The sequence below is a fragment of the Bradyrhizobium sp. 40 genome, assembly GCF_023100925.1.
In the GTDB taxonomy this organism is placed as follows: Bacteria; Pseudomonadota; Alphaproteobacteria; order Rhizobiales; family Xanthobacteraceae; genus Bradyrhizobium.
Genome location: NZ_CP064688.1, coordinates 5,970,236 through 5,994,478 on the forward strand (window position 1 = coordinate 5,970,236; position 24,243 = coordinate 5,994,478).

Annotated in this window: 18 protein-coding genes and 1 pseudogene; 9 read left to right on the top strand and 10 right to left on the bottom strand. The window is 64.1% G+C overall.

Annotated elements, in window-relative coordinates:
* Window positions 1–32: 32 nt before the first annotated feature.
* Window positions 33–1,205 carry a 4-hydroxybenzoate 3-monooxygenase gene (gene pobA, locus IVB40_RS28600; protein WP_247817010.1) on the bottom strand — a complete coding sequence of 391 codons (1,173 nt, stop codon included), beginning with the start codon at window positions 1,203–1,205 and terminating at the stop codon, window positions 33–35.
* Between the two features lie 47 nt (window positions 1,206–1,252).
* Here pobA and IVB40_RS28605 point away from each other — a divergent pair, with 47 nt between their 5' ends.
* A complete protein-coding gene (locus tag IVB40_RS28605; RefSeq protein WP_247817011.1) occupies window positions 1,253–2,158 on the top strand; it encodes a helix-turn-helix domain-containing protein in 906 nt (301 codons plus the stop codon).
* A 5-nt stretch (window positions 2,159–2,163) separates the two neighbouring features.
* On the opposite strand, the gene pcaG is transcribed toward IVB40_RS28605, so the two are convergent.
* A complete protein-coding gene (gene pcaG, locus IVB40_RS28610; protein WP_247817012.1) occupies window positions 2,164–2,790 on the bottom strand; it encodes a protocatechuate 3,4-dioxygenase subunit alpha in 627 nt (208 codons plus the stop codon).
* 4 nt (window positions 2,791–2,794) lie between these two features.
* Window positions 2,795–3,582: pseudogene (gene pcaH / locus IVB40_RS28615) on the bottom strand (protocatechuate 3,4-dioxygenase subunit beta).
* A gap of 95 nt (window positions 3,583–3,677) precedes the next feature.
* Between pcaH and IVB40_RS28620 the strand changes: the two are divergent.
* From IVB40_RS28620 to IVB40_RS28635, 4 genes are all read left to right on the top strand, one after another.
* Complete coding sequence (locus IVB40_RS28620) at window positions 3,678–4,607, top strand: LysR family transcriptional regulator (protein ID WP_247817013.1); 930 nt, start codon at window positions 3,678–3,680, stop codon at window positions 4,605–4,607.
* A 169-nt stretch (window positions 4,608–4,776) separates the two neighbouring features.
* Window positions 4,777–6,021 (top strand): Lpg1974 family pore-forming outer membrane protein, encoded by a 1,245-nt coding sequence (locus IVB40_RS28625; protein WP_247817014.1) that lies wholly within the window; start codon window positions 4,777–4,779, stop codon window positions 6,019–6,021.
* Between the two features lie 145 nt (window positions 6,022–6,166).
* Window positions 6,167–7,471, top strand: coding sequence for a nicotinate phosphoribosyltransferase (gene pncB / locus IVB40_RS28630; protein ID WP_247357174.1), 1,305 nt, complete (start codon window positions 6,167–6,169; stop codon window positions 7,469–7,471).
* A gap of 245 nt (window positions 7,472–7,716) precedes the next feature.
* A complete protein-coding gene (locus IVB40_RS28635) occupies window positions 7,717–9,024 on the top strand; it encodes a GGDEF domain-containing protein (RefSeq protein ID WP_247817015.1) in 1,308 nt (435 codons plus the stop codon).
* Window positions 9,025–9,038: 14 nt separating this feature from the next.
* Here IVB40_RS28635 and IVB40_RS28640 read toward each other — a convergent pair whose 3' ends face one another.
* Window positions 9,039–9,659, bottom strand: a complete 621-nt coding sequence (locus IVB40_RS28640; RefSeq protein WP_247819607.1) for a TetR/AcrR family transcriptional regulator — start codon at window positions 9,657–9,659, stop codon at window positions 9,039–9,041.
* A 51-nt stretch (window positions 9,660–9,710) separates the two neighbouring features.
* Between IVB40_RS28640 and IVB40_RS35925 the strand changes: the two genes are divergently transcribed.
* From IVB40_RS35925 to IVB40_RS28650, 3 genes are all read left to right on the top strand, one after another.
* Complete coding sequence (locus IVB40_RS35925; RefSeq protein WP_346283303.1) at window positions 9,711–9,977, top strand: hypothetical protein; 267 nt, start codon at window positions 9,711–9,713, stop codon at window positions 9,975–9,977.
* A 351-nt stretch (window positions 9,978–10,328) separates the two neighbouring features.
* Window positions 10,329–13,733, top strand: coding sequence for an acyl-[ACP]--phospholipid O-acyltransferase (locus IVB40_RS28645; RefSeq protein WP_247817016.1), 3,405 nt, complete (start codon window positions 10,329–10,331; stop codon window positions 13,731–13,733).
* A 5-nt stretch (window positions 13,734–13,738) separates the two neighbouring features.
* On the top strand, window positions 13,739–14,449 hold the full coding sequence (locus tag IVB40_RS28650) for an alpha/beta fold hydrolase (protein ID WP_247817017.1): 711 nt from the start codon (window positions 13,739–13,741) through the stop codon (window positions 14,447–14,449).
* On the opposite strand, the gene tcuB is transcribed toward IVB40_RS28650, so the two are convergent.
* Genes tcuB through tcuA form a run of 3 tightly spaced genes read right to left on the bottom strand, consistent with a single transcriptional unit; the run spans window position 14,413 to window position 17,971 of the window.
* Entirely contained in the window at window positions 14,413–15,519 is a 1,107-nt protein-coding gene (gene tcuB, locus IVB40_RS28655; RefSeq protein ID WP_247817018.1) for a tricarballylate utilization 4Fe-4S protein TcuB, read from the bottom strand. The two genes, IVB40_RS28650 and tcuB, sit on opposite strands and share 37 nt — an antisense overlap.
* A 4-nt stretch (window positions 15,520–15,523) precedes the next feature.
* Window positions 15,524–16,552 (bottom strand): esterase, encoded by a 1,029-nt coding sequence (locus IVB40_RS28660; protein WP_247817019.1) that lies wholly within the window; start codon window positions 16,550–16,552, stop codon window positions 15,524–15,526.
* Between the two features lie 27 nt (window positions 16,553–16,579).
* Window positions 16,580–17,971 carry an FAD-dependent tricarballylate dehydrogenase TcuA gene (gene tcuA, locus IVB40_RS28665; protein WP_247817020.1) on the bottom strand — a complete coding sequence of 464 codons (1,392 nt, stop codon included), beginning with the start codon at window positions 17,969–17,971 and terminating at the stop codon, window positions 16,580–16,582.
* Window positions 17,972–18,126: 155 nt separating this feature from the next.
* Here tcuA and IVB40_RS28670 point away from each other — a divergent pair, with 155 nt between their 5' ends.
* Window positions 18,127–18,822 carry a GntR family transcriptional regulator gene (locus IVB40_RS28670; protein WP_247817021.1) on the top strand — a complete coding sequence of 232 codons (696 nt, stop codon included), beginning with the start codon at window positions 18,127–18,129 and terminating at the stop codon, window positions 18,820–18,822.
* Window positions 18,823–18,835: 13 nt separating this feature from the next.
* On the opposite strand, the gene ybaK is transcribed toward IVB40_RS28670, so the two are convergent.
* The 3 genes from ybaK to IVB40_RS28685 form a co-directional block, all read right to left on the bottom strand.
* Entirely contained in the window at window positions 18,836–19,309 is a 474-nt protein-coding gene (ybaK, locus tag IVB40_RS28675; RefSeq protein WP_247282639.1) for a Cys-tRNA(Pro) deacylase, read from the bottom strand.
* Between the two features lie 240 nt (window positions 19,310–19,549).
* Window positions 19,550–22,318 (bottom strand): formate dehydrogenase subunit alpha, encoded by a 2,769-nt coding sequence (gene fdhF / locus IVB40_RS28680; protein WP_247817022.1) that lies wholly within the window; start codon window positions 22,316–22,318, stop codon window positions 19,550–19,552.
* Window positions 22,315–24,024: an NADH-ubiquinone oxidoreductase-F iron-sulfur binding region domain-containing protein gene (locus tag IVB40_RS28685; RefSeq protein ID WP_247817023.1), complete on the bottom strand. Its 1,710-nt coding sequence runs from the start codon at window positions 24,022–24,024 to the stop codon at window positions 22,315–22,317. The genes fdhF and IVB40_RS28685 overlap by 4 nt, the downstream gene beginning before the upstream one ends.
* Between the last annotated feature and the right edge of the window lie 219 nt (window positions 24,025–24,243).

Here is a 24,243-nt window from a genome sequence, read left to right on the forward strand (position 1 = left end):
GGCGTCGCACCGCTTTTCGGGTCCACCCCACGCTAGAACGGCAACCCCACATAATTCTCCGCGAGCAGACGCTGCGCCGTCTCGGACGACAGCAGATACTCCAGCTCCGTCTGCTGAAGCCTGTCTTCATACTCGGAACGGTCCGGGAAGCGATGCAGCAGCATCGTCATCCACCACGAGAAGCGTTGCGCCTTCCAGATCCGCGCCAGCGCCTTGGCGGAGTAGCCCTGGAGCCCGGAATCATCGTCGTTCTGATAGTGCGCGAGCATGGCGTGGTAGAGATAATAGATGTCGGAGGCGGCGCTGTTCAGCCCGCGCGCGCCGGTCGGCGGCACGATGTGGGCGGCATCGCCGGCGAGAAACAGGCGGCCGTAGCTCATCGGCTCGGCGACGAAGCTGCGCAAGGGCGCGATGCTCTTCTCGATGGACGGTCCCGTGATCAGGCGGCCGCCGACCTCGTCCGGCAAACGACGCTTCAGCTCGGCCCAGAACGCATCGTCGCTCCAGTGCTCCACCTTGTCGGTGAGCGGCACCTGGACATAGTAGCGGCTCAGCACTTGCGACCGCAGGGAACACAGCGCAAAGCCACGCTCGTGCTTCACGTAAATCAGCTCCGGCGACACCGGTTTCGTGCGCGACAGCACGCCCAGCCAGCCGAACGGATAGATCTTTTCGTATTCCCGCAGCACGTCCTTCGGGATCGACTTGCGGCTGACGCCGTGAAAGCCGTCGGCGCCGACGATATAGTCGCAATCCACTCGGACGGTCTCGCCATTCGAACGATAGGTCACGTAAGGCCGGTCCGAGGTCAGCTCATGCGGCGTCACGTCCTCGGCATTGTGCACAACGTTGCCGCCGAGGCGGTCGCGCGCCTCGTAGAGGTCGCGCGTCAGCTCGGTCTGGCCGTAGACCAGCACCGAATTGCCGCCGGAATGCTTGTGGAGGTCGATCTGGGAGAGCACGCCGTCATGGGCGATCTCGAATCCCTTGTGGATCTCGCCCTCGCGGTCCATCCGCTCGCCGCACTGAGCCTCGCGCATGAGCCTGGCGAAGCCGTGCTCAAGCACGCCGGCACGGATCCGGGCAAGCACGTGGTCGCGGCTGGATTTTTCCAGCACGACCGTGTCGATGCCCTTGAGATGCAGGAGCTGGGACAACAGCAGCCCGGACGGCCCGCCGCCGATGATACAGACCTGAACTTTCATATTGCGTCCTCCTCTGCACTTTCTTGCAGATTCAGCGCCGCTGACCGATGGAGGCTTTCGTCTTTGTCTTGTACTATTCGAACATGAGAAGCGCAGTCCCCGCCCCGGCGATCCGGGTCTACAATTTGTTCGGCGAGTCCGGCGATCTGCCCGATGTCGTGCATTGCGAGACGATAGCGTCGCGCTCGGTGCTGCACGATTGGACGCTGGCCGTGCACCGCCATGCCCGGCTGCACCAGGTGCTGCTGATCGACCGCGGCGGCGGCGAAGCCACGCTCGACGGGCGCGTGGTGCAGCTGAAGCCGATGCAGATCGTCAACGTGCCTGTCGGCCACGTCCATGGCTTCCGGTTCGTGCCTGACAGCCAGGGCTGGGTGCTGACCATCGCCGCGGAAATATTGGACGAAGCGCTGCTCGCCTCCGAAGGACTGCGCGGTGCCTTGTCGCGCTCGGCCGTGATACGTGGCACGCCGCAGATCCGGACCACCATGAAGCAGATCTTTGCCGAACACGCCGCGCGCGATTTCGGCCGGGCGCATGTGCTGCGCGCACTGTCGGCGGCCATGATCGGGCTGGTGGCCCGCGCGCTCACCGGCGAGAGCGGTGGCAACGGCACGGCTGAAAGCGGACTATTCCGCCGCTTCGAGGCGCTGCTGGAACAGCATCATCTGGAACGCTGGAGCGTTGCGGACTATGCGGGCGCGCTGTCGATCACGCCGACCCATCTCAACCGGGTGACGCGGTCAGCAACCGGCGACACCGCCTCGCACCTGATCCTCAACCGGCTGATCCGCGAAGCGCGGCGCAACCTCGTCTACACCAACTTGCCGGTCTCAACGATCGCCTATGCGCTGGGCTTTGAGGACCCCGCCTATTTCAGCCGGGTCTATGCCGCCGCCACGGGCGTGTCACCGCGCGCCTTTCGCGCGCAGCTCCACGGCGAGGAGACCTGAGACGATCACACGTCGAAGAACACCGTCTCCTCCGGCCCCTGCAAATTGATCGTGAAGGAGTACACGATCTTGCCGGCGCGTTCGCTGCGCTTTGCGATCAGAGTCGAGCGCCGGACCGGCTGCTCGATCAGGTTGAGCACGGGGTCGGCGGCGTTGGCGGCCTCTTCGTCCGAGAAATAGAGGCGCGTGTTCAGACCGATGTTGATACCGCGCGCGACGATCCAGACATTGATATGCGGAGCGCCTTTGCGGCCCGTCTTGTCGATGATCGCGCCCGGCTTGATGGTCTCGAAGGTGACGAGACCACTCTCGAAGTCGGAGCCGGCGCGGCCCCAGCCACGAAATTCCTCGTCAATTGCGCCGGTCGACCGGTCGGCCGGATGGTTGTAGCGGCCGGCCGCGTTGGCCTGCCAGATCTCCAGCAGCACGTCGCACAGCGGCGTGCCGCTGCCGTCGATCACCTTGCTCTCCAGCGTGATGCGTTCGCCTTGCGTGTTCGGCGTCACCAGCACGTTGGAGAAATTCTTCTCGAAAATGTCGAAGCCGGCCATGGCCGGGATCAACCCGATATGCACGTAGGGCCCGGCCGTCTGCGAGGCGGTTTCCTTGAGGTAGTTGAGCGGCTGCGGCATGGACCTAGTTCCCTGCGGTGCGATTTTCAAAGTAAGTGGAGCGCTGGCCGCGCAAGACGATGTCGAAGCGGTAGGCGAGCGAGTCGAACGGAGCCGATGCGTTGAGGTCGAGCGGCGCGACGAGACGCTCCAGCGCATCCTTGTCCGGGATCGTCGTCAGGATCGGGCAGACCGGGATCAGGGGATCGCCCTCAAAGTACATCTGGGTGATCAGACGCTGTGCAAAGCCCGAGCCGAACACCGAAAAGTGGATGTGAGCGGGACGCCAGCTGTTGACGTAGTTGCGCCAGGGATAGGGTCCCGGCTTCACCGTCCGGAAATAATAGTAGCCAGTGTCGTCGGTCAGCGCGCGACCGCAACCGCCGAAATTCGGATCGATCGGCGCCAGATACGTGTCCTTCTTGTGCCGGTAGCGGCCGCCGGCATTGGCTTGCCAGAACTCGACCAGCGTATTCGGCACGCCGCGGCCGGTCTCGTCCAGCACGCGGCCGTGGACGATGATGCGCTCGCCGACGGGATCACCGTCCTTGGCGTAGTTGCGGATCAAATCATTGTCGAGCGCGCCGAGGTCGTTGTGACCGAACACCGGCCCCGTAATCTCCGAGACCGAGTTCTCAAGCGACAGCAGCGCCTGCGCGGCGAACGTAGCACCGATGATTTGTAGCCCGGCGCGTGCGCGGGCGGATGCATGGAACGGTCGCGCTGGAAGAAGCCGCCGTCACCGAGCGGCGGCGTGAACGGCTCGGGGTGGTTGAGGCGGGGATCCCGCAAGGCTAGCGCCTGGGCATGCATCGGCGTTGTCTCTCCCTGTGGCGCTCCCGTTGGGGCGCACGGCTTATCGGGAGATGATGGCGCCGGCTATTCTCAAGATAAATAGATCGATTATAATGAATTCCATGAACAAAATCGATCATTTGGCGCTTGATGGCCACGCGCTGGAGCTGTTCCTGACGGTGCTGGAGGAAGGTTCGGTGACGGCGGCCGCAACGCGGCTCGGCCTGACGCAATCCGCGGTCAGCCACGCCCTCAACAAGCTGCGGCGGATCGTCGGCGATCCGCTGTTTGCCAAATCTGGCCGCGGCATTGTGGCCACGGCGCACGCCCAGGCGCTCGCGGCAAAGGCGCGAGCGCTGATCGACGAGATGCGGAGCTTTGCCGGCGGCGTCACGTTCGAGCCGGCGAGCGCGCAGCTTTCGCTGACAATCGCCGCGAACGACTTCCAGCGCGACCTGCTGCTGCCGCGGTTCTTCGATCATGTCGCCGCGCAGGTGACGAGCTTGAACCTGCGCGTGATCCCCTCGCAGTCGCCCTCGCCCGCGATGCTGCGCGAAAACCGCTGCGATCTGCTGATCACGCCGCTGCCGCCATCCGGCGTGGACATCGTGCAGAAGCGCCTGCTGCAAGACCATTACGTTTGTTACTACGATCCCAAAGCGCGTGCCGCGCCGGCAACGCGCGGCGCCTATCTCGCGGCGCGTCACATCACCGTGGTCTACACTGACAACGAGCGACTCGACTTCGATCGCCGGCTTGCAGCCAACGGTTTCCACCGCGACATCGCGATCTCCGTGCCGAGCTTCTCCGGCGTGCCGTCCTTCCTGCGTGGCTCGCAAATGCTGGCGAGCATGCCGAGCCTGCTGGCGCCCGGCGTGATGCACGGCTTCGCGCAGGTACGGATTCCGCTGGCCTCGCGCACGCGAACCCTGGCCGAGCTGCCGATGTTCATGGTCTGGCACCAGCGCTATCAGAAGGACCCGGCGCATCGCTGGATCAGAAGCCAGCTCGAGACGGTGGCGGCGACGGCCTCGCACCCCTGAACACGCGGGCTGCGGCGCATAAGCCACACCCAAGTCCGGAAACGACTCTTCGAATGCGGTAGCCGGTCGAGTTCAACCGAACGGTTGATGCACGTTGTGTGATTCCGCGCCACGGTCGCGCAACTGGTGCGACGAGGTGAATATAATGAAGAAGAATCTTGCGGCGCTCATGCTCGGCGCGACCGCGGCATGGACGGTCACCAGCGCCACCGCCGGAGAAATCGAAGACGTCAATGCGCGCCTCGAGGTGCTCGAAAGGCAGAACGCCGCAATCCGCAAGGAAAATGCCGCGTTGCGCGCGAACCAGCAGTTGCGCGAAGAGAATACGCGGCTGAAATCGCAAGGCGAACGCGCAACGAGCGAACCTGCCAGGACCGGGGCCCGATCACACCAGGACAATTCCGCATTCCGGGCGGTCACTGCTGTTTCGCAACAGGCCAGAAATCCGTTGCAGGCGTATGCCGCAGACCTACCGGTCAAGGCGCAACTGCTTGCCGGTCCGGGACAGTTCAGGGCCTGGATCGAAGGCGGCGCCATCTTCAGCGGCGGGGATCCGATATCAGACACTTACGGTCTCACCGGACAGTTCGACCTGACGCCAAAGGTCGGATGGGAAACGGCTACTGGCTTCGATTATCGCTTCGCCGGATCTCCCTGGCACATCAGCGGCCAGTTCCGCTACGGCGAGGGAGGCAAGAGCACCGGCCTGGACTCACTGACGCAAACAATCGTCGTTGGCGCTGCGAGCCAGACAGGCACGGAAATCTTCGCCAATACTTACAAGGAAACCCGCTGGCTCGCCGATCTCGCGGTGGGACGCGACATCGCCGGCAGCGGACCGAGCACGCTTCAGCTGAAGGGCGGCCTTCGCGTTGCCGAATTCGTCACCCGGAGCTCAAGCTCGGACGTTCAGGCCGCGACCAGCACTGGTGTTGCGTTGCCTGGCTTTCCGGCGATCACCAGCTTTTCCACAACGCTCTCGACATTGCGCGATACGCGCGCGAGCTTCCTCGGCGCGGGACCACTCATCGGTGTCGAGGGCTCGGTCCCATTTGGCGGCAAATGGTCGTTCGATTATGCCGGCGACGCCGCCCTGCTACTCGGCCGGCAGCAGTCGGCGACCAGTTCGTCGACCCTGTTCTCGGTAACGCCGTCGGTCCTTTCTCCCCTCTTTCCAGTCGCGAATACGCTCTCGACGAGCAACGATCGGTTGTTTGCCGGGGTGCTCAGCGCCGACATTCAGGTTGGCGTCTCCTATTGGATGACGCAGAACCTGAAACTCGGCGCAGGCTATCGGCTCGATGCGTTCATCAATGTGTTCAACCAGGCAGGCTCCTCCAACTCCGGTCTGACGCCCGACCGCTACACGCACGGCCCCCGCGTCACGCTCACGGGAGCGTTCGACGCCATGTAAGCCACCCGGACCGTCCGCAGACCGGTTCGCGAACGAGCTCTCGGAGCGATTTCGGACCGCCCTCGCGCAGCCGGATGCTCGGCGGTGGCCTGCCCTTCGCCAAATCCACTGGTTGCGCACGGGGAGCCACGCTAGAATTCCACCCATGACAGTGACCGACATTGCGAGCCGGACCTACAATCACAGCTGGCGGCTGGATCCCATCATCCGCAGCCTGCTTGATACCGACTTCTACAAGCTATTGATGTTGCAAATGATTCGGGAATCCTACCCGAATCAGCAGGTGACATTCTCGGTCATCAACCGATCGCGCCATGTCCGGCTCGCCGAAATCATCGACGAGGGCGAACTGCGCGCCCAGCTCGACCACGCCCGCACCATCCGCTTCACCAAAAAAGAGCTGATCTGGCTTGCCGGTAATACTTTCTACGGCAAGACCCACATGTTCTCGGCGGACTTCATCCGCTGGCTCGCCGAATTCCGGCTGCCCGAATACGAGCTGCGCAAGGTCGAAGGCCAGTACGAGCTGCACTTCCACGGGCCGTGGAGCCATACCACGATGTGGGAGATTCCTGCGCTCGCCATCCTCAACGAATTGCGCTCGCGGGCAGCGATGAAGGGCCGCGGCCGCTTCGAGCTCGACGTGCTCTATGCCCGGGCCAAGGCCAAGCTGTGGACCAAGGTGGAACGCCTGCGCAAGCTGGATGGCTTGCGGCTCTCCGATTTCGGCACCCGTCGCCGCCATGGCTTCCTCTGGCAGCGCTGGTGCGTGGAGGCCGTGAAGGAAGGCCTGGGCCCGTCCTTCATCGGCACTTCCAACGTGCTGCTCGCGATGGACAATGATCTCGAAGCCATCGGCACCAACGCCCATGAACTGCCGATGGTCGCGGCGGCGCTGGCCAAGGACGACGAGGAGTTGCGCTGGGCGCCCTATCGCATCCTCGACCAGTGGCGCCAGACCTATGGCGGCAACCTCCTGATCGCGCTGCCCGACGCTTTCGGCACCAAGGCTTTTCTGCGCGATGCGCCGGAATGGGTCGCCGACTGGACCGGCTTCCGTCCCGACAGCGCGCCGCCGATCCAGGCCGGTGAGGAGATCATCAAATGGTGGGAGCAGAAGGGCCGCAATCCCAGGGACAAGCTGCTGGTGTTCTCCGACGCGATGGACGTGGGCTCGATCGAGGAGACCTACCACCACTTCACCGGCCGGGTGCGGCTCTCCTTCGGCTGGGGCACCAATCTCACCAACGATTTCGTCGGCTGCACGCCGGACGGCTCGTTCAACCTCGATCCAATCTCGCTGGTCTGCAAGGTGTCGTCGGTCGACGGACATCCCGCCGTCAAGCTCTCCGACAATCCCGAGAAGGCGACCGGCCTGCCCTCGGAGATCGAGCGCTATTTGCGCGTCTTCGGCGACGCCGGCCGCGTGCGCAAACCGGTGCTGGTCTAGCGGCAGAGCATTCTCTCTCCATCAGGTAAGCCACTTGGGGCGAATGCGCGACATCGGCTCGCGATGCCGCGTCAGTTCCGGTTCGGCGGCATTTGCGACGATCTGCAAGCATCCACTTCACAACGCCTTCACCTTGCGACGCGGTCTCCTGGCATTTTCAAGTCGAGTTAAGCACCTTTGGCGCGTAATCCGCGTTATGAGCGGATCGCTCCGCTGGGGTCGTTGAGCGACTTGGGGAACGCAACGTGTTTCGCAGAACAGCGCCATCAACGAAGGGACGCAACTTCCTTCACGTCATCAAGCTCGTCTCGCCTTTCGTCACGGTCGTCCTGCTGCAGGCGGCGATCGCCGGATTCAGCCTGGAGGTGATGTCCTCGGTTCGCGCCTATGTCGCGGGCGAAGCGCTATGGTCCCGCTCGCAGAAGAACGCCGTCTATTTTCTCAATCTCTATCTGCATTCGGGCGACGCCAGCCAGTTTGCGCAATATCAGACCTCGCTGGCCGTTCCCATCGGCGACGAGTTCGCGCGCTGGGCGCTCGAGCGCGATCCGGTCGACGTCGAGGCCGCCCGCATCGGCTTCCTGCAAGGCGGCAACCATCCCGATGACGTGCCGGGACTGATCTGGCTGTTTCGCTACTTCAAACAGGTCAGCTTTCTCAAGGAAGCGATCCGCGAGTGGGCTGCCACAGACCCCATGCTGCTGGAGCTCAGCGTTTTCGGCGAGGTCATCCGGTCAGAGCTGAAGAACGGGCCCGTCCAGGACAGCAAGCGCCTGCAATTATTGTCGTCGCGGCTGTCAGAGCTCAACACCCAGTTCACGGTGCACGCCAAGCGGTTCTCCACCGTTCTCGGCGAAGGCTCGCGCGCCATCAAGATGACGCTGACTGGCGTCAATATCGTCACAGCCATGACGCTGATCCTGCTCCTGATCTGGCACACGCGGCGATTGGTGCTGCAACGACAGGCGTTCGAGGATGCCTTGCATGCCGAGAAGGAGCGCCTGGCCTGGCAGGCGTCGCACGACTGGCTGACCGGCTTGTCCAACCGCCGCGCGTTCGAGGCCCGCCTGCAAAGCGAGTTGGACGGCACCGCGGCGGGTTCGCTGGGCCTGATCCTGCTCGATCTCGATCAGTTCAAGGACGTCAACGACAGCTGCGGTCACCTCGCCGGCGACCGCCTGCTCCGCCAGATTTCGCGCCTCCTGCAGCAGGAGCGGGGGCCGCATGACCTGGTGGCCCGGCTCGGCGGTGACGAATTCGGCCTAATCCTTCTGCAATGCACGCCGTACGACGCCGTCGATATCGCCGAACGGCTGCGCCGGGCGCTCGAGCTATCCGTCTTCGCCTGGGACGATCATTGCTTTGCAGTGACGGCCAGCATCGGCGTTACCTGCATCAGCGACGGCAACACCACGCTCGAGGACGCGATGCGGCGCGCGGATGCCGCCTGCTATCGCGCCAAGGAGAACGGACGCAACCGTGTTCAGGTCGACAACGGGACGACGGACGTCATCGTCGTCACCTCTCGGCAACGCAAGTCCGCCAGCGCATAGCAGCGCTCAGCACTTTATCGTATGGGCAGAATCCCGAGCCCCGCGAGATGCGCATCCAGAAATTGTTCGACCTGCTGGCGCAGCATTTGCGGCGGTACGGCCACCATACGCTCTTCGAGGCCGAGCGAGATGATCCCGTGCACGGCGGAAAACAGGGTGCGTGACAGCAGCGCGATCTGCACGTCGTCTGCATTCGGAAGCAGCCGCACCAGGGGCGCATGCATCAGCGCGAAGGCGTCCATCACCATCTGAAGGATGTCATCGGGGTAAGGGCGGTCGTCCTCCATCCGATGCTCGAACAGCGAGCGCAGCAGATTGGCGTTCGTCGCGAAGAATTCGAGGTAGGTCGCGGCCAGCCCGTAGAGCTGGCGAACGGGATCCTCGGCCGGAACCTGGCCCAACCGCAACGTCAGCGCCTTAACGGTCTCCCGATTCACGGTCAGGATCACCCCGTCGAAGTCGCCGAACTCGTTATAGACGCTGCCAACCGAGCAGCCGGCGGCGTCCGCGACGTCCCTGACTTTCAACGATTTCAATCCCTTAGCCGCAATAGTGCCGCGAGCGATCTCCACGATCTGCTGCCGCCGGCGAGATTTTTTTCGATCTCGCAACGATTCATCTTGAACATTGTTCATTTTCAGGATACTCATTTGAACAATGTTCAAGTTAACCCGGAGACCTGCAAAATGCAAACCCTCGCTGTTGATATCGCTTGCACCTTCGTCGATGACGCCACAGCTCTCGTGACCGGATTTGGCCGCGCCCTCCTGCGGTTCGCGACGGGGCCGATCGATCGCATCGCAAATGCCTGCGACATTGCCGGCGTCCTGACCGAACGCCGCGCGACCTTCCGGATGTGGCGGGCCAACCGCGGCCGTGCCCGTCATGAAGGCCGCCGCATTAGCCTGCTCGGCCGCCTCTCGCCCTTTCGCCGCCTCGCCCACCTCACCTGAGGCGAGCGCAGCCGGCACGTTCGGGTCGCCCCGAATGCAATATCAAACCGCAAGGAAGGACTTACCATGTCCCGACATTCGAGCCGATGCCGCGGCCTTCGACGATGCGGTTCAGGTTTCCCTCAGCGCCCTGAGCAATATCCTGGCAGGCGCAGCCTGTCTGGATAAGGCCGCAACCGAACCATTGCGAACCAAACCACGCCACGCGGAGACCAACAGGATCGGAAGGTAAGCGCGCAGAGCAGGCCGGGGCGACTGTCGTCAACCCACAATAGCCCGTCGCATATCCTCTGGACCCAAAGTCCATCCGACAATGAAACTTCAGGCAGCCTTTCCAAAACAGGACTAGTCATGATCAGGGATTTGATGTCGTCACGCCGCTTCGCGCCGCTGTTCTGGGCGCAATTCTTCTCGGCGCTGAACGACAACGTGCTCAAGAACGCACTCGTCATCATCCTGCTTTACAGCGCCGCGACCGGCCACGGCGATGCGCTGGTGACGGTCGCAGGCGCCGTCTTCATCTTCCCCTATTTCATTCTGTCCGGGCTCGGCGGCCAGCTCGCCGACAAATACGTCAAATCCGTCGTCGCAAGGCGACTCAAATTCGCCGAGATCTTTGCCGCGGGCTTTGCCGCGGCCGGCTTCTTCCTGCACTCGGTGCCGCTGCTGTTTGCAGCACTCGCACTGTTCGGCGTCATCGCCGCGCTGTTCGGTCCCGTGAAATACGCGATGCTGCCGGACCAGCTCGAGCTCGGCGAGCTCGCGACTGGCAACGCGCTGGTCGAAGGCGCGACCTTCATGGCCATCCTGCTCGGCACCGTTGCCGGCGGCCAGTTCGTGGCCGGCTCCGCGCATATGGGCTGGGTCGCATCGGCCGTGGTCGTGCTGGCCCTGCTGTCCTGGGCCTTCGCCTCCCGCATTCCCGCGACGACGCCGTCTGCACCCGATCTGTCGGTCAACGCCAATCCGTGGACCTCGACGCTCGGCCTGCTGAAGACGCTGCACGCCGATCACCGGCTGTGGGACGGCACCGTGATCGTCTCCTGGTTCTGGCTGGTGGGCGCCATCGTGCTCTCACTGCTGCCGGCACTGGTCAAGGAGGTCATCGGCGGCACCGAGGGCGTGGTGACGTTGTGTCTCGCAATCTTCGCAATCGGCATCGCCATCGGCTCGCTGTTCGCCGCGAATCTGAGCCACGTTCGCCCGAACCTCGCGCTGGTGCCGATCGGCGCCATCATGATGGGGTTTGCCGGCATCGACCTCGCTTGGGCGATCGGCGTGACCGCCAAGGGCCAGGACATCACCGCCGCCGACTTCGCGACCTCGTTCGCGGGCCTGCGCATGCTGCTCGATTTCGTCGCTTTCGCATTCGGCGGCGGCCTGTTCGTCGTTCCGTCCTTCGCCGCCGTCCAGGCCTGGTCCGCCCCCTCCGAGCGCGCCCGCATCATCGCCGCCGGCAACGTGCTACAGGCCGCCTTCATGGTGGCCGGCTCGCTGTTCGTCGCGCTGCTGCAGGCCGGCGGATTGCACATCGGCTGGATCTTCTTCGGCCTCGGCGTCGCCAGCTTCGGCGCGGTCTGGTTCGTGCTGACGAAGTGGGGCAAGGAAGGCGTGCGTGACTTCGGCGGGCTGCTGTTCCGCGCGCTGTTCCGCACCGAGGTCCGCGGGCTGGAGAACCTGCCGCCTGCTGGCACGCGCATGCTGATCGCGCCCAACCATGTCAGCCTGATCGACGGGCCGCTGCTGCACGCCGTGCTGCCGATCGACGCGAGCTTCGCGGTCGATACCGGCATCGCCAAGGCCTGGTGGGCCAAGCCGTTCCTGCGGGTAGTCAAGCACTACACCATGGACCCCAGCAAGCCGCTGGCCGCGCGCGACCTCATTAAGCTTGTCGCCGCCGGAGAGCCGGTGGTGATCTTTCCGGAGGGACGCATTACCGTCTCCGGCTCGCTTATGAAGGTCTATGACGGCACCGCGATGATTGCGGACAAGGCCGACGCAGTCGTCGTCCCGGTCCGCATCGAAGGCGCCCAGCGCTCGCATCTCAGCTATCTCAACGGCAGCCAGATCAAGCGCTCGTGGTTTCCGCGGGTGACCGTCACCATCCTGCCGCCGGTCAAGCTTCCGGTCGATCCATCGCTCAAGGGCAAGACGCGCCGCAACGCCGCTGGCGCAGCACTTCAGGACGTGATGATCGACGCCATGGTGAAAAACGCCATGCTCGATCACACCCTGTTCGAGGCGCTCGGACACGCTTACCGCGATCGCGACACCGGCAAGGTCATCATCGAGGACGCGCTCGGCACCAAGCTGACCTATCGCAAGCTGATCCTGGGCGCGCAGGTCTTGAGCCGGAAGCTGGAGAACGGCACCGTCATTGGTGAGAATGTCGGCGTGCTGCTGCCGAACTCCGCAGGCGTCGCCGTCGTTTTCATGGCGCTGCAAAATATCGGCCGGGTGCCGGCGATGCTCAACTTCTCGGCCGGCCCGGTCAACGTCCTCGCCGCCATGAAGGCCGCACAGGTCAAGACCGTGCTGACGTCCAAGGCCTTCATCGAGAAGGGCAAGCTCGACAAGCTGATGGCCGCGATCTCCGCGGAAGTTCGCGTCGTCTATCTCGAGGATGTCCGCGCCTCGATCGGCACGGCCGACAAGATCAAGGGCCTGCTCGCCGGTACTACGCCGCGCGTCGTCCGCCAGGCGAGCGATCCAGCCGTCGTGCTGTTCACGTCGGGCTCGGAAGGCACACCCAAGGGCGTTGTGCTGTCTCACCGCAATATCCTCGCCAACGCCGCACAGGCGCTGGCGCGGGTCGATGCCAACGCCAATGACAAGGTGTTCAACGTGCTGCCGGTGTTCCATTCCTTCGGGCTGACCGGCGGAATGATGATGCCGCTGCTCGCGGGCATTCCGATCTACATGTATCCCTCGCCGCTGCACTACCGGATCGTGCCCGAGCTGATCTACCAGACGGGCGCCACGATCCTGTTCGGCACCGACACGTTCCTCACCGGCTACGCCCGCTCGGCGCACGCCTATGACTTCCGCACCCTGCGTCTGGTGATCGCCGGCGCCGAGGCGGTCAAGGATCGCACCCGGCAGGTGTTCATGGAACGCTACGGCATCCGCATCCTCGAAGGCTATGGCGTCACCGAGACCGCGCCGGTGCTGGCGATGAACACGCCCATGGCCAATCGCCCCGGAACGGTCGGCCGCCTGTCGCCGCTGATGGAAAGCCGCCTCGACCCGGTCCCCGGCATCGAGGAAGGCGGCCGCCTGTCGGTGCGCGGCCCGAACGTGATGCTCGGATACTTGCGGGCCGAAAGTCCCGGCGTGCTCGAACCGCTCGCCGAGGGCTGGCACGACACCGGCGACATCGTGGCGATCGACGCTGCCGGCTTCATCACCATCAAGGGCCGCGCCAAGCGCTTTGCCAAGATCGCCGGCGAAATGGTCTCGCTGTCGGCGGTCGAGAACATCGCGACGACCCTGTGGCCGCAGGCCGCATCGGTCGCGGTTTCGATCCCGGATCCGCGCAAGGGCGAGCGTATCGTGCTGCTGACGACGGAAAAGGGTGCCGAGCGCAGTGCAATGCAGGGCCAAGCCAAGGCCATCGGCGCATCCGAGTTGACCATTCCCGCGGCGATCATGGTGGTGGACAAGGTGCCACTGCTCGGCACCGGCAAGACCGACTACGTCACCGCAACGACGATGGCCCGCGAGCAGGCGTCTGGACCAGAGCGCGAGGTGGCATAAGCGAGATGCACGAGGTGCCTCAATCAGGCGACGCGCGATGCCCAGGAGTGGTTCTGCTTCACGGCATCGCGCGAACCTCGGCATCCATGAAAAGTCTTGAACGGGCGCTCCGGGCAAGCGGCTTCGCAACGCTCAACAACTATGCCAGCCGCCGCAAGCCGATCACCGCGTTCGCGGACGATATCCATCCAGAGGCTGCCCGCTTCGCCGAACGTGACGCGCCGCTGCATTTCGTCGCGCATTCGATGGGCGGTCTGGTGACGCGCGCCTATATCGCAAAATACCGTCCGGACCGGCTTGCCGGCGTGGTGATGCTGGGCACGCCGAACGGCGGCAGCGAGGTCGCCGATCTCCTCAGCCGATATCGCCTCTATAGCGCATTCTACGGCCCGGCCGGACTCGAGCTCACCACCACGTCCACGCCGCGGCCCGACGCCCTTCCCCCCGTGGACTATCCCGTCGGCGTGATCGCGGGAAACCGCTTCATCGATCCCGTCGCAGGTCTTTTCGTTCTGCCGAAGCCGAATGACGGACGGGTCTCGGTGCAAAGCACGATGGTTGCCGGCATGGCCGACCATATCGTCGTGAAGGCGTCCCATACCGGACTTCCGCGTCACGCCGCCGCGATAGAACAGACGATCGCTTTCCTGCGCGACGGCCGCTTCCGACCGTCTGAATCTCAGGAGCCTGCTTCACTGCGCCGCTCCTGCGCGTAACGCACCAGTGCTGCGAAGCGATAGATGCCGTGCACGAACTTGCCGTAGGGCATGGTGATGAAAAGCGCGAAAACTGCGCCCAAATGCAGCGCCAGCAGCGGGCCCATGGCGGCGGTGTTCCGCAAGAGCAGAAGCAGCATGCCGGTGAACCCGGTCAGGAACAGCATGGCGATGAAGCCGACATCCATGCCGTAGCGCTGCTCGTCGAGCAGCGCCGGATCGCGCCGCATCTTGGCGACAAACAGGCCGATCGGCCCGATGATCAGGCCGATGCCACCGAGCGTGCCGAGCACCACCGGCAGATCCCACCACGGATACGGCGCCTCGCGGCCGAGCAGATAGTGATACAGCGTGGCGACCGAGGTCGCGGCGAAGCAGAGCAGGAAGCCATAGAAGGTCAGGTGATGGAACAGCTTGCGCCGGTCGGTCGGCTTGTCATCCTCATTGTAGCAGCCGACGCCGCCACCGTGGAGATAGCGCAGCTCACCAGCGTCGCGTATCGCCTGAAAGATCGAGCGGCCGTCCGCACGGCCGCCGATCGGCGGACCGATATCTCGCCAGAAGGCACGCACGCTCATCACCAGCGCGAAGATCGCATAAAGGAAGGCGGCGCTGAACAACGCCGCCATCGCGTTGTGCGGCATCAACTTGTAGAACGCGCCGGGGCCGATGTGCACGCCAAACAGCACGCTGCGGTCGTTCAGGGCAGCGAAGCCGAGGATGAAGGCGGCCATGCTGAGCGCGGCGACGATGCTGATGACGAGACCGTTACGCGCGAAGGCACCGGACAGCGCGTGCGGCCAGGCATAGGCCGCGTAGGATTCTGCGCGCGCGATCGCCAGCGTCTGCGGGACGTTGACGTTGAATTCGTGCGGCGGCGAGAACTGGCAGTCGACGTAGCAGGCGCCGCAGCCATGGCAGAGATTGGCGAGATAATTGAGGTCGCCATCAGAGAAGGCGCGCCGCATCTCCATCGCGGGAAACACCGCGCAAAGACCCTCGCAGTAACGGCAGGAATTGCAGACCGTTATCAAGCGGTCGGCTTCGTCCAAAATTCTGGTTCCGTGCATGGCTTTACTTCGTCAGACCTTTGCCCTCGAGCCATTTCTGAATCAGGGCTGCGACCTCGAGGTTGTTCTTGTCCATCATCACCATATGCGAATTGCCTTTGATGCCGGCCTGTGGGAGATCGACGATGTCGACGCTGCCCCCGGCTGCCTTGATGGCGTCCGCAAAGGCGATGCCATTGGCGCGGATCTTGGGCCAGCGCGAATCGCGCTCGATATAGTCGCCGTAGATGATGAGGGTCGGGATGTTCTTCAGCACATCCGCCTTGGCGGGATCGCCGATGCCGGCCGGCTCGATCGCAATCAGCGCCTTGACCTTGTCGGGACGGGCTTGCGCGACCTTGAAGCCGAAGGTGCCGGCTTGGCTGTGGAACAGAAGCACCGAGGGGCCGACGCGATCGATCTCGGCGATATAGGCGGCGATGGTCGCATCGTCGGTCGTGGTCCAGCGCGGTACGTTCTGCTTGACGAAATTCTCGTAACCCTCGACGGGGAACTGGTTGCCCGGCAACAATCTTCGCTTGGCGGGATCGGGATCGTAGGAGTTCGGCCCATCGCCGATGCGGAAACGCTCGAACGGATTGGCCGTGGTCAGGAAGACCGGCTCGCCTTTGAAGGTATCGGGGTATTGCGCCCAGCCTGCGCGTCCGCGCTCTACCGCGTCGGAATTATAGACCGCCCACCCCTTGCGCAGAAAATAATTCAGCCAGCCTTCGCGTCCGTCCGGCGTGGTCTCGTAGGTGACGCCGGTCAATCCCCCGCCGTGCCACATCAGCAAGGGATAGGCACCCTTCTCGTTGGCGGGCAGGAAATACTGCACGTACATCTGCTCGACCTGATACGTGCCGTTGGGATCGACCTTGGCCGGCACGCCGCCGGGCGCGAACACGACCTCCCTCACCGGCTTGCCGGAAATTTCGACAAGGCGGCCGCCGACATGGAATGAACCCATGTCTCGCAGCGTGATCGGCTCGGCCGCCTGGGCGTGGCCGACGATTAGCAGCACCGCGATCGAAGCAATGACAATGCGTGACATGGTTTCTCCCAAGATCTTTTCTTCGTCCTAGTTCTTCGCGTGCCGTGCCGCTTCCCGTCCTGCAATCCGTCCGAACACGCTGCCGATGGTCATGCCCATACCGGCGGCATAGCCCTTGCCGAGCACGTTGCCGGCCATGATCTCGCCGGCAGCGAACATGTTCGCCGACGGCTTGCCGTCGGCCATCAGCATCCGCGCTTCCCTGGTCACGCGCGTGCCGAGATAGGTGAAGGTAATGCCGGGCCGCACCGGATAGGCAAGATAGGGCGGCGTCTCGATCCGCCGCGCCCAATGCGTCTTCTGCGGCGTGATGCCTTCGGTGCGGCAATCGTCCAGAATGGTGTGGTCGAAGGTGCCGGGCTGCACCGCGGCGTTGAATTCGGTGATGGTGTTTTCCAGTGTGGCCGGATCGAGATCGAGCTTGCCGGCGAGCTCAGCCACGGTCTGCCCGGCGATCGAAGGAAATAGCGTCGGCATGAAGCTGGTGACAACGGTCGAGTCGAAGATGATGTAGGCGATCTGGTCGGGCTGCGCGGCCACCAGCCGACCCCAGATCGCGTAGCGCTTCGGCCAAATGTCCTCGCCCTCGTCGTAAAAGCGCTGCGCGTGCTTGTTGACGACGATGCCGAACACGACCGAATCGTGCCTTGTGATGATGCCACCGTCGAATTTCGGCGCGCGGGCGTCGATCGCGACCGCATGGCATTGGGTGGGATCGCCGACCTCCTGCACGCCCTTGGCGAGCAGCATCTTCAGGATTGAGCCGCGGTTATAGGGCGTGCCGCGGATCAGGAAATTGTCGGCGGCGTCGCCCCAATATTGCTTCAGCCATTCGATGTTGGCCTCGAACCCGCCGGCGGCGGCGACCAGCGACGTCGCGCGTATCTCGGTGTCACCCTTGATCGGCCGCTTGAGGCGAACGGCGAGAAACATGCCGTCCTCGATCACGAGGTCGGTGACCTCGGCGTCGTATTCGACTTCGACGCCGAGCTTCTCGGCGGTGAGATAAAGTGCGTTCAGCATCGCGCGGCCGCCACCGAGAAAGAAGGAGTTGGTACGACCGAGGCTCAGCGTGCCGCCGAGCGAGGGCTGCCAGCGCACGCCCTGCTCCACGATCCAGTTCAAGATGTCCTTGGACTCGCGGATCATGTGCCGGGCGAGCACCTCGTCGGTTTGGCCGCCGGTGACGCGCAGGAGATCTTCCCAAAACTCCTCCTCGGTGTAGGGGCCGGTGAGGATTTCGGTCGCCTCGTCATGGGCGCAACGCATGTTGCGGGTGTGGCGCGTGTTGCCGCCGCGATAGAATTTTGGCGCGCCTTCGAGCACCAGCACCGATGCCCCACCGCGTCGCGCGCTGATCGCCGCACACAGCGCTGCATTGCCGCCGCCGATCACCAGCACATCGTATTTGCTGCTCATGCCGTCTGCCCGATGCGACGAAGTTGGAGACATTCTGCCCCGCCGGCGGCCCGGTCAATCCGGCTTACCATTGCGCACCTTTGTATACAAAGATATACAGAAATCCAGCAAGCGCCATCGCTGCATGGGCAGGATGCGCGAGCCCACGGGGACGCATGGCAAGACGCCCGACAAAGGTAGGCGGCTCGATCGCGCGCGGCGGCGGCGTGGCGCTCGGCGAAGCCGTGTTCCGCTCGCTCTGCGAGGCGCTGCAGGCCGGCAGCTACCGTGCTGGCGACCGCCTGCGCGAGGAGGAGGTCGCCCAGCGGCTGAAGGTCAGCCGCACCCCGGTGCGGGAGGCTCTCGGGCGGCTTGCGGCACGCGGGTTCGTCGAACCTGCCGGCGGCCGCGGCCTGATCGTACGCAACCTCGACATCTCGGAGGTGCTAGAACTCTACGCCATGCGCGAGATCATGGAGGGCGCCGCTGCCCGGCTTGCGGCCGAGCACGCCTCGACGCCCGAAATCGACGCACTCCGGGATATCGAGCAGGCCTTTGTCGAAGCCTCAGAGACCGATGCGGCCGAGACGGCAGGAGACATGGCAAGGCTCAACCGCGCCTTCCACGAAGCGATCTGCCGCGCCGCGCGCAACCGCTATCTCGATAACGCATCAGGCGAATTGCAGGACTGGATCGCACTGCTCGGTCCAACGACGTTCACGGTATCGGGCCGCCCCTCGACCAGCCACGGTGAGCACCAGGCCATCATCGAAGCCATCGCGGCTCGCGACGGCGGCAAAGCGGAGCAGCTCGCGCGCACACACATCCGCGAAGCGCTGCGCTGCCGGCTGAAGCTGTTGCAAAAGCAGTAGCAGAGCCCGGCGCTCAGGCGACCAGTTCTGCGGCAATCGCCTTCGAGACATCCCGCACATCGCCTGGACTGAGCCGCACCTGCAGTCCGCGCTGACCGCCATTGACGTACACATAGTCATGCGCAAGCGCGCTCTGCTCGATCACGGTGCGCACGGGCTTCCGCTGTCCGAACGGGCTGATGCCGCCAACCTTGTAGCCGGTGAGGCGCTCAGCCTCCGGCGGTTTCATCATCTGCGCCGACTTGCCGCTGAAAGCGGCGGCGAGCTTCTTCATCGAGACTTCCTGATCGGACGGGACGATCACGCAGACCGGCTTGCCGTCGACGAGCGCCATCAGCGTCTTCAACACGCGCGCGGGGTCTTCGCCAAGCGCAGCAGCCGCCTGGAGGCCGATGCTCTCGGCATCGGGATCATAGCCGTAAGCGTGGACGGTGAAGGCAACACCGGCGGCTGTGAGCGCGCGTGTGGCTGGGGTGGCTTTGGACATGGACGATGTCTAGCACCGCCATTGCGAGGAGCGAAGGGACGAGCACGGCGCAGTCTCTCCCCGAGTCGTCCTGGCGAAAGCCAGGACCCATTACCCCCAGGGAGGCGTTTGGCGCAGACTCTTAGTGCGGTACTGCGACCAGCTACAATCGATGGATCACGCGGTATGGGTCCTGGCATTCGCCAGGACGACGCCGGGATGTTGGATGGATCCCCGCGCCGCCTAACGACCGCCGCCGTCCTACTCCGCCGCGTCGCGTATTTCGGCGCGCTCGGCCCTGGCCGCGCAGAACTTGAACTCCGGGATCTTGCCGAACGGATCGAGCGCCGGGTTGGTCAACAAATTCGCCGCCGCTTCCGCGTAGCAAAACGGCATGAAGACCATATTCTCGGGAACGTCGCGGTCGGAGCGGACCTTGACCTCGACCGCGCCGCGGCGAGTCTCGAGCCGAATGAAATCGCCCGGCGCGAGCTTCTTCCTGTGCATGTCCTTTGGCGACATGAACGCGACCGCCTCGGGCTCGATCTGGTCGAGCACCTGCGCGCGGCGGGTCATGGAGCCGGTGTGCCAATGCTCCAGCACGCGGCCGGTCGAGAGCACCATCGGATATTCGGCGTCGGGGATCTCGTCCGGCGGGATGACGTGAGCCGGAACGATCTTGCCGCGGCCGCTCGCGGTCGGGAAGCCCGTGGTGAAGATGATCTCGTTGCCGGGCATGTCGGGACCATCGACGGGATAGGTGACCGCGCCCTCGCGGACCAGCCGCTCCCAGGTGATGTTCTTCAACGACGGCATCAGCTCGGCCATCTCGGTGAAGACATCGCCGGGACCGGCATAATTCCACGGCAGGCCCATGCGCTTGCCGATCTCCTGGATGATCCAGAGATCCTGCCGCGCATCGCCCGGCGGCTTGATCACCTGGCGCGCGAGCTGCACGCGGCGATCGGTGTTGGTGAAGGAGCCTTCCTTTTCGGCAAACGCCGAGGCCGGCAGGATGACGTCGGCGTGGAACGCGGTCTCCGTGACGAAGAGATCCTGGACCACGAGATGATCGAGCATGGCGAGCGCCTGGCGCGCATGCTGGAGATCGGGGTCGGACATCGCGGGGTTCTCGCCCTCGATATACATGCCCGTGATCTCGCCCGCGTGAATCGCGTTCATGATCTCGACCACGGTCAGACCGCGCACGGGATCGAGATCCTGGCCCCACAGCTTCTCGAAGGCACCGCGCATGTCGTCGCGGCCGACCGGCTGATAGTCCGGCAGGAACATCGGGATCAGACCGGCATCGGAAGCGCCCTGAACGTTGTTCTGGCCGCGCAGCGGATGCAGGCCGGTGCCGGGGCGGCCGACCTGTCCGGTGATCAGCGCCAGCGCAATCAGGCAACGCGCATTGTCGGTGCCGTGGACATGCTGGCTGATGCCCATGCCCCAGAAGATGATCGACGATTTTGCCCGCGCATAGGTTCGCGCGACCTCACGCAGGGTCTGCGCCGGGATGCCGCAGATCGGCTCCATCTTCTCCGGCGTGAACTCCTTGATCTTCTCCTTGAGGTCCTCGAACCCTTCGGTATAGCCGGCGATGTACTGGTCGTCGGTCAAACCTTCCGTGATGATCGTGTGGATCATCGCGTTCAGCATGGCGACGTCGGAGCCCGGCTTGAACTGCAGATGCTTGGTCGCATGGCGCGACAGCGTCTGCCGGCGCGGGTCCATGACGAACAGCTTTGCCCCATTCTGCTTGACCGCGTTCTTGATGAAGGTCGCGGCGACCGGATGATTCACGGTCGGGTTGGCGCCGATCACGATGATGACTTCGGCGTCCATCGCAGCCGAGAACGGCGCGGACACCGCGCCCGAGCTCAGGCCTTCGAACAGCGCCGCGACCGACGAGGCGTGGCACAGACGGGTGCAATGGTCGACATTGTTCGACCCGAAGCCGGTGCGCACCAGCTTCTGGAACAGATAGGCCTCCTCGTTCGAGCCCTTCGCCGAGCCGAAGCCGGCCAGCGCCTTCACGCCGTTGGTGTCGCGGATCTTGACGAGGCCCTTGGCCGCGATGTCGAGCGCTTCTTCCCAGCTCGCTTCGCGGAAATGCGTGAAGGGATTGGCCGGATCGACCTGGTCGTTGGAATCCTTCTTCGCGTTCGGCAGCCGAACCAGCGGCTTGGTCAGCCGATGCGGATGGTGGATGTAGTCGAAGCCGAAGCGGCCCTTGACGCAGAGACGGTTGTGGTTGGCCGGGCCATCACGCCCTTCCGCATAGATCACCTTCTCGTCCTTGACCTCATAGGTCACCTGGCAGCCGACGCCGCAGAACGGGCAGAGCGAATCCACCTTCTTGTCGGCATAGACGACACGGGTTTGCGCCTCATCCAGCATCACGGCCGGCATCAGCGCTCCGGTCGGACAGGCTTGCACGCATTCGCCGCAGGCGACGCAGGTGGACTCGCCCATGGGATCGTCGAAATCGAACACGATCTTCGAGCCGTGGCTGCGATAGGCCATGCCGATGACGTCATTGACCTGGACCTCGCGGCAGGCGCGCACGCACAGTCCGCACTGGATGCAGGCATCAAGATTGACGCGCATCGCCGGATGGCTGGCGTCGGTCGCCCAACGCTCGGCGGCGGGGAAGCGGCTCTCGGTGACCCCAGTGGTTTCGGCCCAGTGCCAGAATTTGGACTCCGGATCGTGCGAGGTCTCGCGCGCCGGCTGATCGGCGACCAGCAGCTCCATGACCATTTTTTGCGCGGACACAGCGCGCGCGCTCTCGGTCTTCACCTTCATGCCGACCGATGGCGTGCGCTTGCAGGACGCCGCGAGCACACGCTCGCCCTCGATCTCGACCATGCAGGCGCGGCAATTGCCGTCGGGGCGATAGTCGGGCGCGGGCGAATAGCACAGATGCGGAATCTCGCGGCCCTGACGTTTTGCAACTTGCCAGATCGTCTCGCCTGCATTGGCCTCGACCTGCTTGCCGTCGAGCTCGAACGTAATCTTCGTCATTCGGCCGCTTCCTTGAACTCGTCAGGGAAATATTTGATCACAGTGGACAGCGGATTCGATGCCGCCTGTCCAAGCCCGCAGATCGAGGCATCGCGCATCGCCTGGCTCAATTCGTCGAGGAGAGCGCGGTTCCAGACCGGTTGCTGCATCAGCAGTGCGGCCTTCTGGGTTCCGACACGACACGGCGTGCACTGGCCGCAGCTCTCGTCCTCGAAGAACTTCATCAGGTTCAACGCGGCCGCGCGCACGCTGTCCTTCTGCGACAGGATCACGATCGCGGCAGAGCCGATGAAGCAGCCGTATTTTTCAAGCGTGCCGAAATCGAGCGGGATGTCGTCCATCGCCGCCGGCAGGATGCCGCCGGACGCACCACCCGGCAGGTACGCATAGAACTGATGGCCGTCGGCCATGCCGCCGCAATATTCCTCGATCAGCTCGCGCACGGTGATGCCAGCAGGCGCGAGCTTCATGCCGGGATTGTTGACGCGGCCCGAGACCGAGAAGCTGCGCAGGCCGTGACGCTCATGGCGACCGTGGCCCTTCCACCAGTCGGCACCCTTCTCGACGATGTCACGCACCCACCACAAGGTCTCGATGTTGTTGATCAACGTCGGCAGCCCGAACAGGCCGACCTGGAATGGATAAGGCGGCTTGTGCCTGGGCAGGCCGCGCTTGCCCTCGATGCTTTCCAGCAGCGAGGATTCCTCGCCGCAGATATAGGCGCCCGCGCCGCGGCGCATGTGCAGCGTCGGAGCGCCCGGCGGGAGCTTTGCGATCTCGCGTTCGAGGATTTCGCGCGAGGCTGGATATTCGTCGCGGAGGTAAATGTAGATATCCGTGGCCTGCACCACGTGCGCACCGATCAGCATGCCCTCGAGGAAGCGGTGCGGATCGCTCTCGAGATAGACGCGATCCTTGAACGTGCCGGGCTCGCCTTCATCGCCGTTGATCGCCATCAGCCGCGGGCCTGGTTCACCAAGCACCGCACGCCATTTGCGGCCTGTGGGGAATCCAGCGCCGCCGAGACCGCGCAACGAGGCGTCGTCGAGTGCCTTCAGCAGGTCGTCCGTCGCTAGCTCGCCGGAGCGCAGGCGATTGAGCAGCTTGTACCCGCCGCCGGCGACATAGGCCTGGCAGCCGATATATTCGGGCAGATGCGCGTGGGTGTCACCAGCCTTCGCCGCCGCCGTGACACTGGCGACCGTCGCATGGTCAACAAAGTTGTGTCCGACTTCCGCGGCCGGCGCCGTGTCGCAACGACCGACGCAGGGCGCACGCACCACGCGGATGCCGGGACCGGACGCGTCCTGCAAATCGGCGAGCAGCTTCTCCCCGCCGAGCATCGCGCAGGTCAGCGAATCGCAGACGCGGATCGTCAGCGGCGCGATATCGGGCTCGCCTTCCTTCACCACGTCGAAATGCGCATAGAAGGTTGCGGTCTCGAACACCTCGGCGAACGCGAGCTTCATCTCGTCGGCGAGCGCGGCGAGATGCGCGGCCGAGATTTGGCGGTACTTGTCTTGGATCAGATGCAGATATTCGATCAACAGGTCGCGCCGCCGCGGCCTGTCGCCGAGCAGCTGCTCGATCTCGTGCGCGGCGGTGGGATCAACCTGCCGCCCCTTGGGCGTGGACTTGGCGCGCTTCCGTCCCTGGCCGGGATGTTCGAACTCGCGAACCTTGTGAACGTCGTCGTTGCTGCTCATGGAGACGTCGCGTTCTCTTTAAATGCGTAATCAGTCTAGGCCGGATCGCCAAAGCAATCAGCCTTCGTTTCCCGATTCGATCAGCGGAATCACCGGTTCTGCGTCCCGCCGACCAAGCCAAATTCGACGCAACTCTAGTCTCTGGTATGCCAGATGCAAGACAATTTAGAGCGTCTCTAGAATGATTTAGGAGGCAGGCGGTCGCCCGCCATGCCTCTT

Bases quoted from the DNA above. Each gene is read 5' to 3' on its own strand.
- pobA (WP_247817010.1), bottom strand. From the start codon at position 1,205: ATGAAAGTTCAGGTCTGTATCATCGGCGGCGGGCCGTCCGGGCTGCTG.
- IVB40_RS28605 (WP_247817011.1), top strand. From the start codon at position 1,253: ATGGAGGCTTTCGTCTTTGTCTTGTACTATTCGAACATGAGAAGCGCA.
- pcaG (WP_247817012.1), bottom strand. From the start codon at position 2,790: ATGCCGCAGCCGCTCAACTACCTCAAGGAAACCGCCTCGCAGACGGCC.
- IVB40_RS28620 (WP_247817013.1), top strand. From the start codon at position 3,678: ATGAATTCCATGAACAAAATCGATCATTTGGCGCTTGATGGCCACGCG.
- IVB40_RS28625 (WP_247817014.1), top strand. From the start codon at position 4,777: ATGCTCGGCGCGACCGCGGCATGGACGGTCACCAGCGCCACCGCCGGA.
- pncB (WP_247357174.1), top strand. From the start codon at position 6,167: ATGACAGTGACCGACATTGCGAGCCGGACCTACAATCACAGCTGGCGG.
- IVB40_RS28640 (WP_247819607.1), bottom strand. From the start codon at position 9,659: ATGAACAATGTTCAAGATGAATCGTTGCGAGATCGAAAAAAATCTCGC.
- IVB40_RS35925 (WP_346283303.1), top strand. From the start codon at position 9,711: ATGCAAACCCTCGCTGTTGATATCGCTTGCACCTTCGTCGATGACGCC.
- IVB40_RS28645 (WP_247817016.1), top strand. From the start codon at position 10,329: ATGATCAGGGATTTGATGTCGTCACGCCGCTTCGCGCCGCTGTTCTGG.
- IVB40_RS28650 (WP_247817017.1), top strand. From the start codon at position 13,739: ATGCACGAGGTGCCTCAATCAGGCGACGCGCGATGCCCAGGAGTGGTT.
- tcuB (WP_247817018.1), bottom strand. From the start codon at position 15,519: ATGCACGGAACCAGAATTTTGGACGAAGCCGACCGCTTGATAACGGTC.
- IVB40_RS28660 (WP_247817019.1), bottom strand. From the start codon at position 16,552: ATGTCACGCATTGTCATTGCTTCGATCGCGGTGCTGCTAATCGTCGGC.
- tcuA (WP_247817020.1), bottom strand. From the start codon at position 17,971: ATGAGCAGCAAATACGATGTGCTGGTGATCGGCGGCGGCAATGCAGCG.
- IVB40_RS28670 (WP_247817021.1), top strand. From the start codon at position 18,127: ATGGCAAGACGCCCGACAAAGGTAGGCGGCTCGATCGCGCGCGGCGGC.
- ybaK (WP_247282639.1), bottom strand. From the start codon at position 19,309: ATGTCCAAAGCCACCCCAGCCACACGCGCGCTCACAGCCGCCGGTGTT.
- fdhF (WP_247817022.1), bottom strand. From the start codon at position 22,318: ATGACGAAGATTACGTTCGAGCTCGACGGCAAGCAGGTCGAGGCCAAT.
- IVB40_RS28685 (WP_247817023.1), bottom strand. From the start codon at position 24,024: ATGAGCAGCAACGACGACGTTCACAAGGTTCGCGAGTTCGAACATCCC.